Annotated in this window: 10 protein-coding genes and 1 pseudogene; 7 read left to right on the top strand and 4 right to left on the bottom strand. The window is 64.7% G+C overall.

All coding sequences use genetic code 11. From position 1 onward, the window contains the following. Window positions 1-46: 46 nt before the first annotated feature. The 6 genes from I53_RS36220 to I53_RS30560 all read left to right on the top strand — a co-directional run bounded on the left by I53_RS36220 (window position 47) and on the right by I53_RS30560 (window position 10,826). Window positions 47-889, top strand: coding sequence for a DUF4573 domain-containing protein (locus I53_RS36220; protein ID WP_374701354.1), 843 nt, complete (start codon window positions 47-49; stop codon window positions 887-889). 704 nt (window positions 890-1,593) lie between these two features. Then, the gene (locus tag I53_RS20985) at window positions 1,594-3,798 is read left to right on the top strand and encodes a peptidase domain-containing ABC transporter (RefSeq protein WP_085987691.1); all 2,205 of its coding nucleotides are present in this window, start codon (window positions 1,594-1,596) and stop codon (window positions 3,796-3,798) included. Window positions 3,799-3,904: 106 nt separating this feature from the next. Continuing rightward, complete coding sequence (locus I53_RS20990) at window positions 3,905-5,305, top strand: HlyD family type I secretion periplasmic adaptor subunit (protein WP_043354297.1); 1,401 nt, start codon at window positions 3,905-3,907, stop codon at window positions 5,303-5,305. Window positions 5,306-5,336: 31 nt separating this feature from the next. Further along, the gene (locus I53_RS20995; protein WP_051044931.1) at window positions 5,337-7,124 is read left to right on the top strand and encodes an SEL1-like repeat protein; all 1,788 of its coding nucleotides are present in this window, start codon (window positions 5,337-5,339) and stop codon (window positions 7,122-7,124) included. A 121-nt stretch (window positions 7,125-7,245) separates the two neighbouring features. After that, the gene (locus tag I53_RS21000) at window positions 7,246-7,482 is read left to right on the top strand and encodes a hypothetical protein (protein ID WP_043354299.1); all 237 of its coding nucleotides are present in this window, start codon (window positions 7,246-7,248) and stop codon (window positions 7,480-7,482) included. 821 nt (window positions 7,483-8,303) lie between these two features. Further along, window positions 8,304-10,826 carry an ATP-binding protein gene (locus tag I53_RS30560; RefSeq protein WP_051044932.1) on the top strand — a complete coding sequence of 841 codons (2,523 nt, stop codon included), beginning with the start codon at window positions 8,304-8,306 and terminating at the stop codon, window positions 10,824-10,826. A gap of 394 nt (window positions 10,827-11,220) precedes the next feature. On the opposite strand, the gene I53_RS21010 is transcribed toward I53_RS30560, so the two are convergent. The 3 genes from I53_RS21010 to I53_RS34170 all read right to left on the bottom strand — a co-directional run bounded on the left by I53_RS21010 (window position 11,221) and on the right by I53_RS34170 (window position 13,615). Further along, complete coding sequence (locus I53_RS21010; protein ID WP_083936118.1) at window positions 11,221-11,865, bottom strand: response regulator transcription factor; 645 nt, start codon at window positions 11,863-11,865, stop codon at window positions 11,221-11,223. 805 nt (window positions 11,866-12,670) lie between these two features. Next, window positions 12,671-13,225, bottom strand: a complete 555-nt coding sequence (locus I53_RS21015; RefSeq protein ID WP_043354302.1) for a PAS domain-containing protein — start codon at window positions 13,223-13,225, stop codon at window positions 12,671-12,673. 96 nt (window positions 13,226-13,321) lie between these two features. Beyond that, entirely contained in the window at window positions 13,322-13,615 is a 294-nt protein-coding gene (locus I53_RS34170; protein ID WP_158498442.1) for a hypothetical protein, read from the bottom strand. Between the two features lie 749 nt (window positions 13,616-14,364). On the opposite strand from I53_RS34170, the gene I53_RS21020 reads away from it, so the two are divergent. After that, a complete protein-coding gene (locus I53_RS21020; protein ID WP_043354304.1) occupies window positions 14,365-15,198 on the top strand; it encodes a porin family protein in 834 nt (277 codons plus the stop codon). Between the two features lie 230 nt (window positions 15,199-15,428). On the opposite strand, the pseudogene I53_RS21025 reads toward I53_RS21020, so the two are convergent. Continuing rightward, window positions 15,429-15,982 (bottom strand): annotated as a pseudogene (locus I53_RS21025) (hypothetical protein); the annotation flags it as partial.

Here is a 15,982-nt window from a genome sequence, read left to right on the forward strand (position 1 = left end):
GGTCGAACCCGTGGCTCCCGTCGAACCCGTAGCACCGGTCGAACCTGTGGCTCCCGTCGAACCCGTAGCACCGGTCGAACCGGTGGCTCCCGTCGAACCCGTAGCACCGGTCGAACCGGTGGCGCCCGTCGAACCCGTGGCGCCGGTCGAGCCGGTGGCACCCGTCGAACCCGTGGCGCCAGTCGAACCGGTGGCTCCCGTCGAACCCGTGGCGCCGGTCGAACCGGTGGCTCCGGTCGAACCTGTAGCTCCCGTCGAACCCGTGGCGCCGGTCGAACCGGTGGCGCCCGTCGAACCCGTGGCGCCCGTCGAACCCGTGGCGCCCGTCGAACCCGTGGCGCCCGTCGAGCCCGTGGCGCCCGTCGAGCCCGTGGCGCCGGTCGAACCGGTGGCGCCCGTCGAGCCCGTGGCGCCCGTCGAACCGGTGGCGCCCGTCGAACCGGTGGCGCCCGTCGAGCCCGTGGCGCCCGTCGAGCCCGTGGCGCCGGTCGAACCGGTGGCGCCCGTCGAGCCCGTGGCGCCCGTCGAACCGGTGGCGCCCGTCGAACCCGTGGCGCCCGTCGAACCGGTGGCGCCCGTCGAACCCGTGGCGCCCGTCGAGCCCGTGGCGCCCGTCGAACCCGTGGCGCCCGTCGAGCCCGTGGCGCCGGTCGAACCCGTGGCGCCGGTCGAACCCGTGGCTCCCGTGCTGCCGGTGGCTCCCGTGGCACCGGTCGCCCCCGTGCTGCCGGTCGCGCCGGTGACGCCGACCACGCCGGTGATCGGGTACCCGCCATCGTTGGTGAACGTTACGCTCGTGCTTCCGGCACCATTGGTGGCGCTCTGCGTGCCACCGCTGAATGCGACCTGCGCGGTGGTGATATTGATGCCCGTTCCCGTCGCATCGTAGATCGCGAATTGCTCATAAATCCCCTGGCCGAGCGCCGCGGAGAAGGAAAAGCTACCGCCCGTCGAGAAGGGATTCGGCGTATCGGCCACCGTAGATCCGAGCAGGATCCAGTTCCCATTCTGCCTGGCGTAGAAAAACAGCTGATCTCCGGCATCCGCTGTTCCGGAGAATGCAACGAGGCCGTCGCTTGAGGTTCCGGACAAGTTTTCGTTGGCCATTGCAATCTCCCTCGCTATGGCTCTTGCCCACCTTCAGTCTTGGTGGCGCCGGCCTCTCGAACAACGGAAATCAGATCTGTTTTCGCACAAGGCAGCGCATACCAGGCAACATGCCAGCACAGGGGATCCTCCTATCGCGAGACAAATTGGCCGAGCCATATGCCAGAGGTTATAATTCGTTAACTAAACACGCCGGACCCAAAACCGAATCACGGTCAGGCGGATGCGAAAGCAGATTTCACGAGACGATCTGCGGACCCGGGAGGCGCCGAAGTCGAAAAGGTTAAGAAGTCTATAACCTGTGGCCTATTCCAGCCCGAACCGCGGGCCGGCATGATCGTGAGCGGCGGGCGCGCCCGCATGAGACGCACCGAGCGGGCGCCCCCTCAGGGTGCCTGCCCGAGCTTCGCATGACCCGATCAGACGACGTGGAGTCGCCATGCACCAGCGCCCGACACCCGCGGGGCCGCGTTCGGAGTTCGAGAGGTGAGCGTCTCAGACCGTGCGATGTCGCGCGAGGCGCAGGCGCGTATCATGGCGGTCGTGCGGGTCGCACACCACCATGGCGCTGACCTCGATCCCGCCGACTACCCGCGCGAGTCCGAAGGTCCGGTACCGGCGCCGGCCTCGCTCGCGGCATGGGCAACGGCGTCCGGCCTCTGGGCCAGGGCGGTGCGCATGCGCCGGTCCCAGCTCATGCGGCTGGAACACGTCGGCCCCATCGTTGTGTTTCTTGCCGACGGGCATGCCGCCCTCATCACGCGCCGCGATCGTGAGCGAGGCGTCTGCTTCATCGAGGGACCGACGGGCCCCAGCGGCACCGGCATCGAGATCGACGAGCTGCGCCTTGAGCGGGTCTGGAACGGCGAAGCCCTTCTCGTCCGCCGCTCGCGCGCGACGACGGACGACGAGGCCGCCTTCTCGCTCGGTTGGCTCGCCAGGCTCGTCCTCACGGAGAAGCGCAATCTCCGCGAGATCCTGACCGCCTCCCTGGCGGTCAGCGTTCTGCAGATCCTGCCGCCATTCCTGGTCATGGCGGCACTCGACCGGGTTCTCACCCACAACACGGTGTCGACGCTCACGCTGATCACGCTCATGCTGGTCCTCGTGACGGTCTACGAAGCGCTGATCAGCTACGCGCGGCGCGAGATCGTCGAGGTGATGTCGACCCGGATCGATGCCCGTCTGAACGTTCACGTGTTCCGGCGCCTGCTGGCCTTGCCGATCGAGTTCTTCGAGCGATCCCCGACCGGCGAGACGACCCATAAAATCTCGCAGGTCTTCAAGATCCGCGACTTCCTGACAGGGAAGCTGGTCTCGACCGTTCTGGACCTGCTCACGCTCGTCGTCCTGCTGCCGTTCCTGTTCTACATGAGCGTGACCTTGGCGTGGATGGTGCTGGTCGCGTCCGCCTGTGTCGGGGGGCTCGTGCTGGCCTTCCTGCCGGCGATCCGGACCGTCTATGCGCGGCTGATCGCGGCCGAGATCCAGAAGGGCGGGACCCTGGTCGAGACCGTGCACGGGATGCGGACGGTCAAGTCGCTGGCGATCGAGGACGTGCGGAAGCGCGAATGGGACGAACGCGTCGCCGAATCGGGCAAGGCGCGGCTGGCGGCCGGCCGTATCGTCAACTGGGCGCAGACGCTCTCGCTGCCGCTCGAGCGCTTCATCGACCGGGGCATCCTCCTCTGCGGCGCGTACATCGTGGTCCTGGCCCCGGCGGGAACGACCGGCATCACCGCGGGCAGCCTGATCGCCTTCATGATGCTCGGCGGCCGCGTCGCGAGCCCGCTGATCAGCTTCGCCAAGCTGCTTCAGGACATCGAAGAGATCCGCATGTCGATCAGCCAGGTCGCGGAGGTGCTCAACCATCCGACCGAGACCGAGGCGGCACGGAGCGGCCTGCGCCCCCAATTCGCGGGACAGATAAGCTTCGAGGAGGTCGGCTTCCGGTACCCGGGCGCGCAGTCGGCGGCCTTGCGCGAGGTTTCCTTCAGCATCCCCGCGGGAACGATGCTGGGGCTGGTCGGCCGCAGCGGGTCCGGCAAGTCGACCATCGCGCGCCTGCTGCAGGGGATCAATCGCGACTACACGGGCCGGTTGAAGATCGACGGCTCGGACCTGCGCGAGATCAACCTCACGCACCTGCGTCGGAGCTTCGGCGTGGTCATGCAGGACAACTTCCTGTTCCGGGGGACGGTGCGCGAGAACATCATCGCCGGCCGGCCGGGCTTGACCTTCGAGGACGTGATCCGCGCCGCGCGGCTTGCTGGCGCGGAAGAGTTCGTCGAACGGCTGCCCCGCGGCTACGAGACCTGGATCGAAGAGGGCTCCGCGAACCTGTCGGGCGGCCAGAGGCAGCGGCTCGCGATCGCCCGCGCCCTGATCACGGATCCGAGATTGCTCATCCTGGACGAGGCGACCAGCGCGCTGGATCCCGAAAGCGAGGCCCTGGTGAACGCGAACCTCCAGCGGATCGCGAGCGGCCGGACCATGATCATCGTGTCCCACCGGCTCTCGTCCCTGATCCGTTGCGACCAGATCCTGGTGCTCGACAAGGGCAGTGCGATCGCCATCGGTCCCCATGACCATCTGGTCGAGCATTGCACGATCTACAAGCAGTTGTGGCAACAGCAGAATCGGCATCTGGAGGAGGCGCGTCCGTCCCCCATCTACCTGAGCGCCACGTGAGCGGAGACCGCAGGCTGCGCCGTTCGCTTCGGACGAACGCGGCGCCGGGTGGAGCAAGCCCTCAGGTTGTTCTGAGCCACGGCCATACGGAAACAAAGGCTCGCCGATGAGTAACTCTCTCGCAAGCTGGTTCAATTTCCGGATCAGGCGCCTCTCGCCCGCGGAGGCGGATGTCGGTCCGGTCCTCCTGGAGTTCCAGTCTCCGACGGCGGCGCTCCTCGCGATGCCGGTTCAACCTGCGGCGCGCAGCATGCTCGGCGTAGTCCTCACGCTCGTGATCGCCTCGGGCCTCATCCTGGCCACGTGTCCCGTCGACGTCGTGGTCACGGGCGGGGGGCGGATGGTGTCGACGAGCCCGACGATCGTCCTTCAGCCCTTGGAAACGTCGATCGTGCGGTCGATCAAGGTTCGCGAAGGCCAAGTCGTCCGCGCCGGCGAACTCCTTGCCGAACTCGATCCGACCTTCACCGGCGCCGACGCACGGGCCCTGGAGAACCAAGTTCTCAGCCTTCAGGCGGAGGTGGATCGGCTGACGGCGGAGAGCACGGGATCGCCGTTCCATCCGTCCTCGGCCGACGCCGCGACCGTGATTCAAGTCGCTCTCTACGGGCAGCGACAAGCCCAGTACCGGCACCAGATCGAGAGCTACGATCAGAAGATCAGAGGTTTGGAGACGCAGCTCGCGCGCGCGGACCTCGATGCCAAGGCGTTCGGCGAGCGCGCGGAGATCGCCGGGATCCTCGAATCGAAACGCCTGCAGCTGGAGCGCCTCCAAGTCGGCAGCCAGATGAATCGCCTGGTCGCTCAGGACCAGCGCATCGAGATGCAGAGGAACCTGAAGGATGCGACCGCGTCCGCGGGCCGGGCCCGGAACGACCTCAATCAGATGATCGCCGAGCGGGATGCCTTCTCGCAGCACTGGAAATCGCAGATCAGCCAGGAGATCACCCTGCGGCGCCGCAGCCTCAACGAAGCCCAGGAAGGCCTGCGGAAGGCGACCCTCCGTCGACAGCTGGTCAATCTGGTGGCCGAACAGGACGCGATCGTCCTGAATGTCGCCAAGGTGTCGGTCGGTTCGATCCTGCAATCCGGCGAGCAGCTCATCACCCTGGTGCCGCGGGACACGCCCCTGGAAGTCGAGACGCGCATCGCGGCCGACGAGGCGGGTTACGTCCATCCCGGACAGAAAGTCAGCGTGAAGTTCGATACGTTCCCCTTCGTGCAGTACGGCATGGCGGACGGCGTCGTGAAGAGCGTGAGCGCCGACAGCTTCACCGGGCAGCAGGAGACGCAGCGAAGCAGTGTCGGCGGGCAGGCGGCCAACGGCGTCTGGTTCCGCGCGCGCGTGGAACTGACCGCGATCAAGCTTCACGGACTGCCCGATAACTTCCACATGACCGCCGGTATGCCCGTGACGACCGATGTGATGGTCGGGGATCGAACGATGCTCAAGTATCTGTTCGCCCGCCTGCTGCCCGTCGGACTTGAAGGGATGCGGGAGCCGTGAATAATCGCCACTCTTCGGAGGCGTGCGGCGGATGAAGATCGTCGACAGGTTCCTGGCTCCGGCTTCTCCGACCGCGCGGCTCAGGCTCGGCCTCAGCCTGCTGGAGAGCGGCCGGTTCAAGGACGGCGTCGCTCAGATCAGCCGGGCGGCCCAGGGCGGCTTGCCGGACGCGCAGTTCCACCTCGGGCAATGCTACCTGGACGGGACGGGCGTCCCCGAGAGCATCACCGAAGCCGTCCGCTGGATGACCGCCGCGGCAGAAGGCGAGCATGCGGAGGCACAGTTCAAGCTCGCGTTGCTGTGCATGCGCGGCGATACCGGGATGGCGGAGCAGAGGTCTTCGCTCACGGACGAGTTGGCCTTCGACCGCGCAGACGAGCGAAAGCAATCCGATCCCGTCTCCGCCATCCTCTGGGCGCGACGGGCCTCCGCCAACGATTCGCGCGAAGGGCAGGCCCTGCTCGGCTACATTCTGACGGCGGGCCCGAACGCCCTGCGCGACGAAGCCGAGGGGGAACGCTGGTACATGGCGTCGGCCAGGGCCGGCTGTCCGCAGGGGCATCTCGGCCTGGGACTGCTGCGTTTGCGGAAGCAGACGCCCGAGGACACTGCGCTGGCGGTCGCCGAGATCGAGAAGGCGGCGGCGGCCGGCTTGGGGGATGCGTTGTTCCTCCTCGGTGCGCTCACGCATGCGGGCATCGGCGTGCCGAGAAGTGCGGAGCGCGCCGTCGAGCTCTACGCGCGGGCGGCCGAGGGCGGCATCGTCGCCGCCCAAACGAGCTTGGGTCTCGCACTGCTCAATGGCGACGGCGTCGAGCGGAATCCGATCCTGGGGGAGACGTGGCTCAGACGCGCGGGTCTGGCCGGAGACGCACACGCCGCCGCGCTGGTCGGGCACCTGCACGCCAGAGGTGGCGATCTGGCGCCCAATTTCGCCGAAGCGGCGCTCTGGCTCGAGCGCGCGGCAAAGGCCGGCTATGCCGGCGCGGCGCGAACGCTGAGCCAGCTCTACCAAGTCGGCCTAGGCGGCGCTCAGGACCCGGACAGGGCCGCGCACTGGCTGCGGGAGGCGGCCAACCTCGGCAGTGAAGTCTCCCAGGTCGATCTCGGAAATCTGATCCTCGCCGGTGAGGGCGCGCCCGGCGACGATGTGCGGACCCGCCACTGGTTTGAGCGCGGCGCCAGGCAGGGCAATCTGGCGGCGGCCTTCAACTTCGGCATCTGTCTGTCGCACGGCATCGGCGGTGGATACGACGAGGCGCAGGCGGCCCTGTGGCTGCGCAAGGCGGCCGAGGAGATGCCGATCGCCCAGTTCTGGTACGGTCGGATGATCGCCGAGGGCCGAGGGGTCGTCGGCGATGCCGTGGAGGGCCGGGCCTGGATCGCGCGCGCCGCCGAAGGCGGCGTCGCGGAGGCGCAGGCGATGCTGGGCGAGATGATGGTCAACGGCCGAGGGGGCCCCGTCGACCGCGTCCAGGCCTTCCATCTGTTCGAGCGCGCGGCCGAGAGCGGGCATGTCGGGGCAATCTATGCTCTGGCCGCCATGCTCGACGGCGGGTACGGTCTGAAACCGGACTTCCCCCGTGCGTTGAGCCTGTTCAGAGCAGCGGCGGAGGCAGGACATGCGGATGCGCAACTGGCTGCAGGTCGCTACCTGGCCCGCGGGCTCACGGGCTCGAAGGACGAGGCCGAGGCACGGCGCTGGTTCGAAGCGGCACGCGGGCAGGGTGTCCGTGAGGCTGCCGCGGAACTCGAACAGCTCGATCAAATCATCTTTCCGAAACGCGACGACAGTGGAGCCGCTTTTTTCGCGGCTTAATTATACTTTGACATCGCGGCCTTATCGGCCTAATAAGGCCACGTATCTCACATGTTCCTTAGTTCTGCTCGGCGCGATCCTGATGCGACCTGCCGAGGCGGACATGTTGCGGAGACAAGCGATGAGTGGCTGGGTCGTAAAAATTACGAAGGCCGGGAATTTCACTGCGCCGAAGCTTTACGCGGTCGCGGAGGCGGATCCGCGCCGGGCGCTGTACCTCGTCAACAAAGCCGCCGACGGCGCCCCGCCAGCCGATCGCGTCGAGACGGTCGGCGAGCTCTCGCCGGATGCGGTTCACAATCTCGGGCTTGGGCCCGAAGAGATCCGTGACGTGACGGCCAATCCGCCCGCTCACTGACCGGCCCACGGCCGCACCATGGCTTGCAGGCCACGCATCGGCCGGTGAACCTGATCGAAGCACCGTTCACGGGATCCGGAGCAGCCGGATCCCGTGCGCGCGCGTCGGCGGCAGGGCGATGACCCGGACGCTCATGCGCCGCGATGCCGGAGATGATCCGGCTGATCGTTCGCTGCGGCGCACGGGCGGTGTCCGGTTGCAACGCGCACGGTCCACAACGGTGAAGCTGTGACGGGCGCGGCGTGCCCCCTCTCCCGTCCAGGGGAGGGGACCCGCGTCTCATCCGGACGACACGGCAGCCTCGTGAAATGTGCCGTGCGCACCGCGATCGGGTAGGATCCGCACGCCTGCCGCGGCCTCGAACGTCATGTGCGAGGGCAGGGGCGCCCAAGCATCCCCGCGCCCACCGGATATCGACCGGGGCGATGCCATCGTGCGTGAGGGGGCAAGGCTCAAGTGTCGGACCGGTCCTCGCGCCGCCCCGTGCCGGCCGACGCATCTCCCACCCGGAACGGACCAGAGCGTCCAGTCCTCAAGGCCGAAGTCCCCCTCCGCGCGACTGACGACGGGCATCGGCGCCGCGTGTGACGGCCGGTTCGGTCCGCGCTCAAACGCAAACGATCGTCAGGACCTCGGGACAAAGGACTGGAAATTCAGATTTTACAGACAATCGCGATATACAGATTCATATCGCGACTTGAATACAATCTTCTGTCGATGAAAATAGTTGACCCACCGGGAAGCCGCTCCATTCTCATGGCCGCGAACCGCAGACGGCGACCGAGACTGTAACCTGCTTCCGATCCACGAGGCACGCCCTCATGCGTCAGATGAAGCACATCATCGATGGGCTCACCCGACCCGCCGGCGGCAACTGGATTTTTGCAGCCGCCTTCGGCGCCGTTCCGATCCTCTATCTGATCCCCGCAGCAAGCCGCTTTTATGTGAACGATCACGCCGTCTTCGCGATCATACCCTGGTGCGCGAACAGCCTCTTCCTGGCCATCCTGCTCCGTACGCGCCGGGAAGCATGGCCGCCGGCGATCGCGACCGCCGCGGCCGCCAATTTCGCCGCTCACCTGTTGATCGGCAAATCGATTCTGGCGACATCCGGCATCGTCATCGCGGACGTGTTCGAAATCTGCGCGACGGCGGCACTTTTCAGGCAGATAAACCGCGGAGCAAATTGGTACTTATCAGTCAAAACCATCCTCCTTCTTACGGTCTTCAGCTCGCTCGCCTGCCTGCTGAGCGCGGCGTTCGAATTCGCCTGGATCAGTCTCCTTGTTCCCGCAACGGAGCGGCCGATCATCCAGACCCGGTCCTTCACCGAAGCCCTCGACTTGCTCGTAGCGCTGCCTTTGGTGCTGAGCTGGACTGAACGGTCTCTTCTGGAAAGGCTCAACCCCCGGAAATTATCTCAGATCGCCGTTCTGACGATCGCGAGTGCGGCCGCCAGTTACGCTCTGCTGGTGTCTCACACGCCGTTTCTTTTTCTCGCGATACCGCTGTTGCTGTTGGCAACGCTCAGCGGCGGATTGTTGGGCAGCAGCGCGGCGGTCTTCGGTGTGTCGCTCGCCGTTCGATTGTTCACCTTCAATGGACCGGCGGCCCTGAGCGCGGCCAAGGGCGCTGCGAGTGCCGAATTGCTGATCATCTACATTTTGTTCGTCCTCACGGCTCTCTTATCGGCCATCCCGTTGGGCGTGCTTCTCGCCCGACTTGAAAACGCGGCGCACCGCTTGCGTGAGGCGGGCGCGGCGGCCGACCGCGCGCGTGAGGAAGCCGAAGCCGCGCGTGACAAGGCCGAGACCGCGGGCCGGGCGAAGAGCGATTTCCTGTCCGCCATGAGCCACGAGCTTCGAACACCCATGACCGGCGTGCTCGGCTTGGTGGACCTGCTCGCGAAGGAATCCCTGACGGACAATCAGAAAATAAATCTCGATCTCGTCAGGCAATCCGGCCATCATCTTCTGAGTGTGATCAATAACATTTTGGATTTCTCAAAGATCGAGTCCGGAAAATTCGAAATCGAGTCCACGATCTTCTCGGTAAAATCCCTCTTCGATGAAGTATGCGCGACGACGCAGCCGCTCTGCCACGCAAAAGATATCGTGTTCAAGGAAGACTATTCCGAACGTATCCCAGCTTGCGTGATCGGTGATCCGACCAAGATCCGGCAAGTCTTGCTGAATTTCGTCGGAAACGCGATAAAATTCACACATCATGGAACGATCAGGATTATCGCAACCCATCGCTCGATCGATGAAAACAAGCTCTTGCTCCGGATCGAGGTGCAAGACAGCGGCATCGGCATCGCTGAAGAGAATCAAGCGGAGGTTTTTACGGCCTTCACACAGGAAGATAAATCGACAGCGCGACGCTATGGAGGGAGCGGTTTGGGACTGGCGATCTCCAGACGTCTCGTCACCGCGATGGGCGGAACGATCGGTTTTACCAGCTCGCCCGGTTCCGGCAGCCGCTTCTGGTTTGAGATCCCCCTTCTTGAGCATGACGGATCTGACGTCGTGGCCCCCATCCCATGCAGGCCATCGGATCTGCAGCCGCGTCGCATCCTCGTGGCCGAGGATATTCCGCTGATCCGCAGTATCATCCGCTCAATGCTGGCATCGGATCGTCATACCGTGATCTTCGCCCAGGATGGCGCCGAGGTTGTCGAATTGGCCAAGCAGGGTTGCTTCGATCTGATCCTGATGGATGTCCAGATGCCGGTCATGGACGGTGTCGAGGCGACGCGGGCGATCCGGCGCCTTGAGGGCCCGGAAAGGAGCCTGCCGATCATAGCGCTCACGGCCAACGTCTACGAGAGCGAGCGCAGGCGGTACCTGGAAGCCGGAATGAACAGCTGCATCGCGAAGCCGATCGATTGGGGGTCGCTGAATGCAGCCATTGCTCGCTACACGGCGAGAAGGCGAAATCTCGTGAGCGGCAGCGCGGTCTCGCCGACGCCTCCACCTCAGCAGTCCGATCTGCTCGACGATCGTAAACTTCAGTCCTTGCAAAAGAGACTGGGTAGCGAGCTCGAATCCCTCCTGCTTCAGGCACTCCGAAATGCCCATGGCACCTGTGCCTATCTCGACCGCACCGATGCCAGCGGGAAGGCGAAAGCGAAGGAGGTCCATGCGCTCAAAGGCATGGCCGGCATGCTCGGGCTCTCAGGGATGCAGCGTCTTTGTCTCGGGTTGGAGATCGAGCTGGGATGCGATCAAAGCATCGGCACCAGTAACGCCGATCTGCGCGCGATGATCACATCGACCCGGGCAGCTCTCGTCCGAAAGAATTTCCTGACCGAACCGGAATTCGCCGCGCAAGCAGGATTGTGATACGGCGGTCGCGGACAGGATCCTTGCCAGTATCTCGCGCCGTTGCGGGTGGCGCAGCGCGCATCGCCGAAGCCCGCAGGAGGAAATCCGCGCACGCGGTCTGCGCGGCCCCCCCCGCTCGCGAAGCCGCTCATCTTCGGCGACCGGCGTTGTGCGGCTCGGGCGGGCAACATCCGGCTGCCGCGCAACCATCTGCAGAGCGGCACATCGCGCCGAAGGCACCGGCAAGGTCTCCGGGGTCGCACGCGGCGTGAACGAGAGCTCTGATGATATCCGGTTGTCGCGCGACGATCCGATCGCCGATCCGCCAGGTACGCGGGCACTGAACACGCATCGCGGATCATCAGGCCGTCAATATTGTAAATAATAAAACCGCATCCTGCGACCGGTCGAATCAGAAGCGCTGCTCCTGCAATCCGACAATCGAACGGACATTTGCGTAATTTGCCAGCTCGGTCCGATTAGAGAGAGACAACTTCTGAAATATATTATACAAATGGATCTTGACTGTACCCTGCGAGATATTGGCCTCTCGCGCGATCTGTTTGTTCGTCAGACCTCTTGCAACGAGCATCGCGATCTCGCGTTCGCGCGCCGTCAGGTTCCGCGTGCCACCGTCCCCATCCTCGCCATGGTGTCGATCATAGGATTGGCCTTGGCGTTGGATATGGCCGCCTTCAATCCAATCCAGAAGGTCGTCGCTGGCGGAGTCTTTGTGAAAGATCGCGATCGCACCGCATTCCGAGGCCGTGGCAAACTCTTCACGAGCGACTGAGCCGGTCAGGACAATGAACTGCGTCTCTGAACCGGCCTGCCGCGCAGCCTGAATGACCTCGACACCTGACAATTTCGGCATCTGCACATCGAGACACGCGAGATCGGGCTGCAGTTCGAGGATCACCTTCAATGCCGTTTCGCCCTCGCAGCAGGTGGCTACGACATCCAGATTGTTGACCTGCCGGAGCAGGGCGGCCAATCCAGCGAGGACCACCGGATGATCATCCGCGATTATGATACGACGACCGGGGGAACAAGCCATAACGCGTCTCTATACGCCTGCTGTTGCGATCCAGTTATTCTCCGATACGCGAGATCAATTTTTGCCGTATAAAATTCTTATTGAGCGGCACGACTTGCGGACTCGCCGTCTTTCAGCATCGTCCTTCAAATCGACACTCTCAAGCTCACAATCAATCATTCAAATCCGACCGCGAAGATATGATACGTAAAACAACTCCATCGACGGCTCAATTTATGACACATCGACATGCGATATGCATCTTCACGCCGCGAAGCCGGAAAGAGCAACATCGATAGACAATGTCTCTTTATAGATGCGACAATATTGAAAGCTCTGTCGGGATAATTGTATTTAATAGCGGAATTTCGAAGGATTCATCTGTACAGACGGGAAAAACAGGTGTCAAGATTGATTTCTGGCGATGCATATAGGTTAATATTTTGACGATCCGCCGCGGCGAACGGCTCTGCCGGCAGGCCGGTCTTCCGCGTCGCGACCGCGACTGTGATACCGTTCCGACGCGGCGGCGTGACGGACGCGAGCGCCGTTTCCGAACGCGTTGCGATGAATCGCGGCCCAGGCGCCGCGGGTCCGGACTTGCGCAACGGGCTCCTCTCCCGGGCGGGAGAGGGCCGGGGCGCGGGACGAGACGCTTCAGGACCGAGCGCCGTGGACGCGCGCCGGACTCGGTCGAGATAGTGCTCGTCGCCCCTGCCGCACGGAGCTATAGACCTTCCCGCACGGTGGCATGATGCCCCGGATCACGGCGGCTGCCGTCATCGCCTATGAAGAGGCGAGTGCGATCCCCGTTCAACGCTGAGCCCTAATGGAAGCGGCCGCTCGGATCGGACGCGGTCATGCTCCGCGCAAGCAGTACACCGGCCTGCATCAGGGCCTGCCGCAAAACCGGCAGCATCTCCTTGGCATGATCCTGCTCAATGAGCCCATGGGCTATCAGCAGGTGGTCGGCCACGAGTTCCAAGGCTGAGCCCGGTGGCGTCGTCGGGCTCACGGGCGGCGGCACGAAGCGCGCCAGCGTGCCGAAGGCACCCAACGGTTCCGAACCGCTCACGGCGATCTCCGTGACCGAGCCGAGATAGCCGAGGAAGGTGCGGCCGGGCGGCCCGAACGAGGGGACGGCCCCGATCATCGCCCAGGCGTAGCTTCCGTCCGCACGGCGCAAGCGTAGGCGCAGGCTGTACTCGCACTGCTGATCGCGAGCCTCGCGCAGGAACGTGACCGCAACCTCATGGTCGTCGGGAAGCACACAAGCGAACCAGCCATGCTCGACGGCCTCGGCCGCCGCCTGGCCGGTGAAGACCGTCCATTCGGGACTGACGTAGCTCACGCCCCCGTCCGCCTTCGTGACGAAGATCATCTAGAACGCTCCTCGGCTTCTGACTCGCATCGGCGCGGAAGCCCGAGCGCCAATCCCCAGACCCACCGAATTCAACTGGAGCGATACTTTTACTTTTCAACCGAGCTCGTTGATTTTAGTCAATTTGTGATCGCGGAACATACATCTTCGATCTAAGGTTTTGCTGATGACATGAGAAAATTTGACGAGCCCGATTGGGCGACGCTGCACCGGCTCGCGGATGCTCTCGGCGTCCCTGTCGAGCGATTCTTCGCCGAGAAGCCGCCTGCTGGCGAAGCCGCGAGCACGGACGAATGTCTGCGCCTGTGGTTCAAGATCGAGACGGAGGAGGGACGACAACAAGCGTTGGAAGCGCTGCGAGGCGTTGCGGAGAGAGAAGAGCCATAGCAACCGGTGGATCCCGACGGCGGAGATGGGCCGCCGAACACATCACCGAGCGCCTTCCGCCCAAAAAGCGTGCGCCGCCGCCGATCCTCCGGCTCGGCATGGATCATGTGGCCGCGCTGGCAGAAGGCCGCGAGGCTGGCTTCGGCGTTGTTCGAGGTGTCGTGATCGCGGTGTGCGACGGCCAAAACCGTCCGGGTCCAGCGGTCGAGGATGTCGGCTTCTGCTGCGACCCGGAAGCGGCGCCCCCGTCCATCGCGCCACCGGCCGGCTTCCGTGTCCCACCAGCGACCATCCAGCGACCATCGCCGAGGGGGTAGACCATTCCTGCCCGTATGGCCGCCCTTATGGCCGCCCCCAGCCCTTACGGCAGTCTTCTGCCTGCCCCAACCGGCTCACGTCCGAGAGCTGGGGCCAGCCGATGGGGTTGAAAAAGCGATGCTCAGGCCGGATCGGCACAGCGGGGCTGAAAATCCGGTGCGGGGCCTAAGCTGCGGCGAGCCGGCCCACCCATCCTGTAGCCATTTGGCCACAGCCGCCCGGCAACGTGCCGGCGGAATGCAACCAAAGCGCCAGCGAGATGTTGTGGCGCCCGGATGAGGATCGAGCGGCATATCTCCCAAATCTAACTCATTTTTACAGACAGTTTACTATGCCGCCCCGCCTCGTCGCCCAATGGTGTGCCCATAAAACTACAGCTATTTTCGGCACGAACCGGTAGCCATACATCCAGATCGAAATTTGGACCTTACCTCATGACCAAGCTCCTGGCCTCGCTGGCTGCCTTCACCGCCCTGACCGCTGCCGCCTCGGCTGCCGACCTGCCGCGCCGCGCCGCCCCGCCGCCGGTCTTCACCCCCGTCCCGGTCTTCACCTGGACCGGCGCCTACTTCGGTATCAACGCCGGCTACGCCTTCGACGCCAGCGACCGCAACACCGGCAACACCTTCGCCGTGCCGTTCCCCTACGCCGCCCCCGGCACCGTCGCCTCCTTCCGCAACCGCAGCCAGGAAGGCTTCTCCGGCGGTGGCCAGGTTGGCTACAACTTCCAGCTGACCCCCGGCTCCGGCATCGTCGTCGGTATCGAGGCGGACGCCCAGTACCTCGACTTCGGTCGCAACCGGAACAACGCCTTCGTCGTCGGCCCGCTGGCTCCCGGCTACTACGTCACCGACCCGCGCGGCCTCTCCAGCCTCGACTTCTTCGGCACCGTCCGCGGCCGCATCGGTTACGCCTTCGATCGCGTGCTGTTCTACGGCACCGGCGGCTTCGCCTACGGCTCGGGCAGCGCCGACCGCTCCTTCGGCGGCTTCGCCGGCAATGACAGCTTCCGCACCGGCTACGCCGTCGGCGGCGGCATCGAGTACGCGCTCCCCACCGACTCCTTCCTGAACTTCTTCCGCTCGTCGGCCGTGACGCTCAAGGTCGAAGGCCTGTACGTCAACCTCGACCGCAACACCCGCAACCAGGGCGCGTTCGTCATCAACGCCGCCAACAACTTCCCGGTGGCGTACAACACCATTGGCCGCCGCGATGACGAGTTCGCCGTCGTCCGCGCCGGCCTGAACTACAAGTTCGGCTCGTACTGAGATCCTCGCGCGATCGCGCCCCCCGCGCCGCGGGGGGCTGCGTCCCGGCCACCGGGACAGCGCGAGGCCCTCTGAGCAGGCCGTATCCTTTCTCGACCTGAGCATCCCCAGCCCGATCAAACTGGCCGCTTGAGCCGAGGAGCGTCCCGGGAGTCATTCCCGGGACGTCTTGCCCGGGACGTCTTGCCCGGGACGTCTTGCGTCCTGGCGATGGCCCTCCGCGTCACGCCTCAGGCGTGGACCGCGTGTTCCAGTTGCGCCTTCGACATCCGCGACCGGCCAGGCACGTTCTGAGCGCGGGCCTTGCGCATGAGCTCGGCCTTGGTCGGCTCCGACCGGCTGGAGCCCTTGCCGGACGTCTTGCCCTGTCCGGCAGACCTGCCGTCCTTCCTGCCGTCCTTGCGCGCTGCGGCGGCCTTTTCGGCGGCGGCCTCCGGCTGCTTCGAGAACTGCTTGCCCTTGCGGGTATCGGCCCGCTTCTTGGCCGTGCTGGCGGCATATTCCTTGTCCGTCAGACTCTCGCGGGCCTTCTTGGGCAGGTATCGTTCACCGGTCTTGCCGCTCTCTTCGCCCGATTTCGTGCCCCATTCCTCGTCGGTCCATTGCCGGAGATGGTTGTCGGCCGTCTTCTTGCCGGCATAGCCACCGCCTTCCTTCTTGTATTCGGCGGTCGCCATCTGCGCCTTGCGCGCCGACCACTGCCCAGGCTTGCCACCCTTGTCGAATTTCTGGACTGCGTCTTGACTTTCCCCACAGCTTGGGGTCGGTCTTCTTCGCTGTACCG

This window comes from Methylobacterium sp. B1 (assembly GCF_000333255.1).
Classification (GTDB): domain Bacteria; phylum Pseudomonadota; class Alphaproteobacteria; order Rhizobiales; family Beijerinckiaceae; genus Methylobacterium; species Methylobacterium fujisawaense.

What these genes read in the sequence shown, in the direction of transcription:
- I53_RS20990 (WP_043354297.1), top strand. Translation starts at nt 3,905, where the DNA reads ATGAGTAACTCTCTCGCAAGCTGGTTCAATTTCCGGATCAGGCGCCTC.
- I53_RS20995 (WP_051044931.1), top strand. Translation starts at nt 5,337, where the DNA reads ATGAAGATCGTCGACAGGTTCCTGGCTCCGGCTTCTCCGACCGCGCGG.
- I53_RS21000 (WP_043354299.1), top strand. Translation starts at nt 7,246, where the DNA reads ATGAGTGGCTGGGTCGTAAAAATTACGAAGGCCGGGAATTTCACTGCG.
- I53_RS30560 (WP_051044932.1), top strand. Translation starts at nt 8,304, where the DNA reads ATGCGTCAGATGAAGCACATCATCGATGGGCTCACCCGACCCGCCGGC.
- I53_RS21010 (WP_083936118.1), bottom strand. Translation starts at nt 11,865, where the DNA reads ATGGCTTGTTCCCCCGGTCGTCGTATCATAATCGCGGATGATCATCCG.
- I53_RS21015 (WP_043354302.1), bottom strand. Translation starts at nt 13,225, where the DNA reads ATGATCTTCGTCACGAAGGCGGACGGGGGCGTGAGCTACGTCAGTCCC.
- I53_RS21020 (WP_043354304.1), top strand. Translation starts at nt 14,365, where the DNA reads ATGACCAAGCTCCTGGCCTCGCTGGCTGCCTTCACCGCCCTGACCGCT.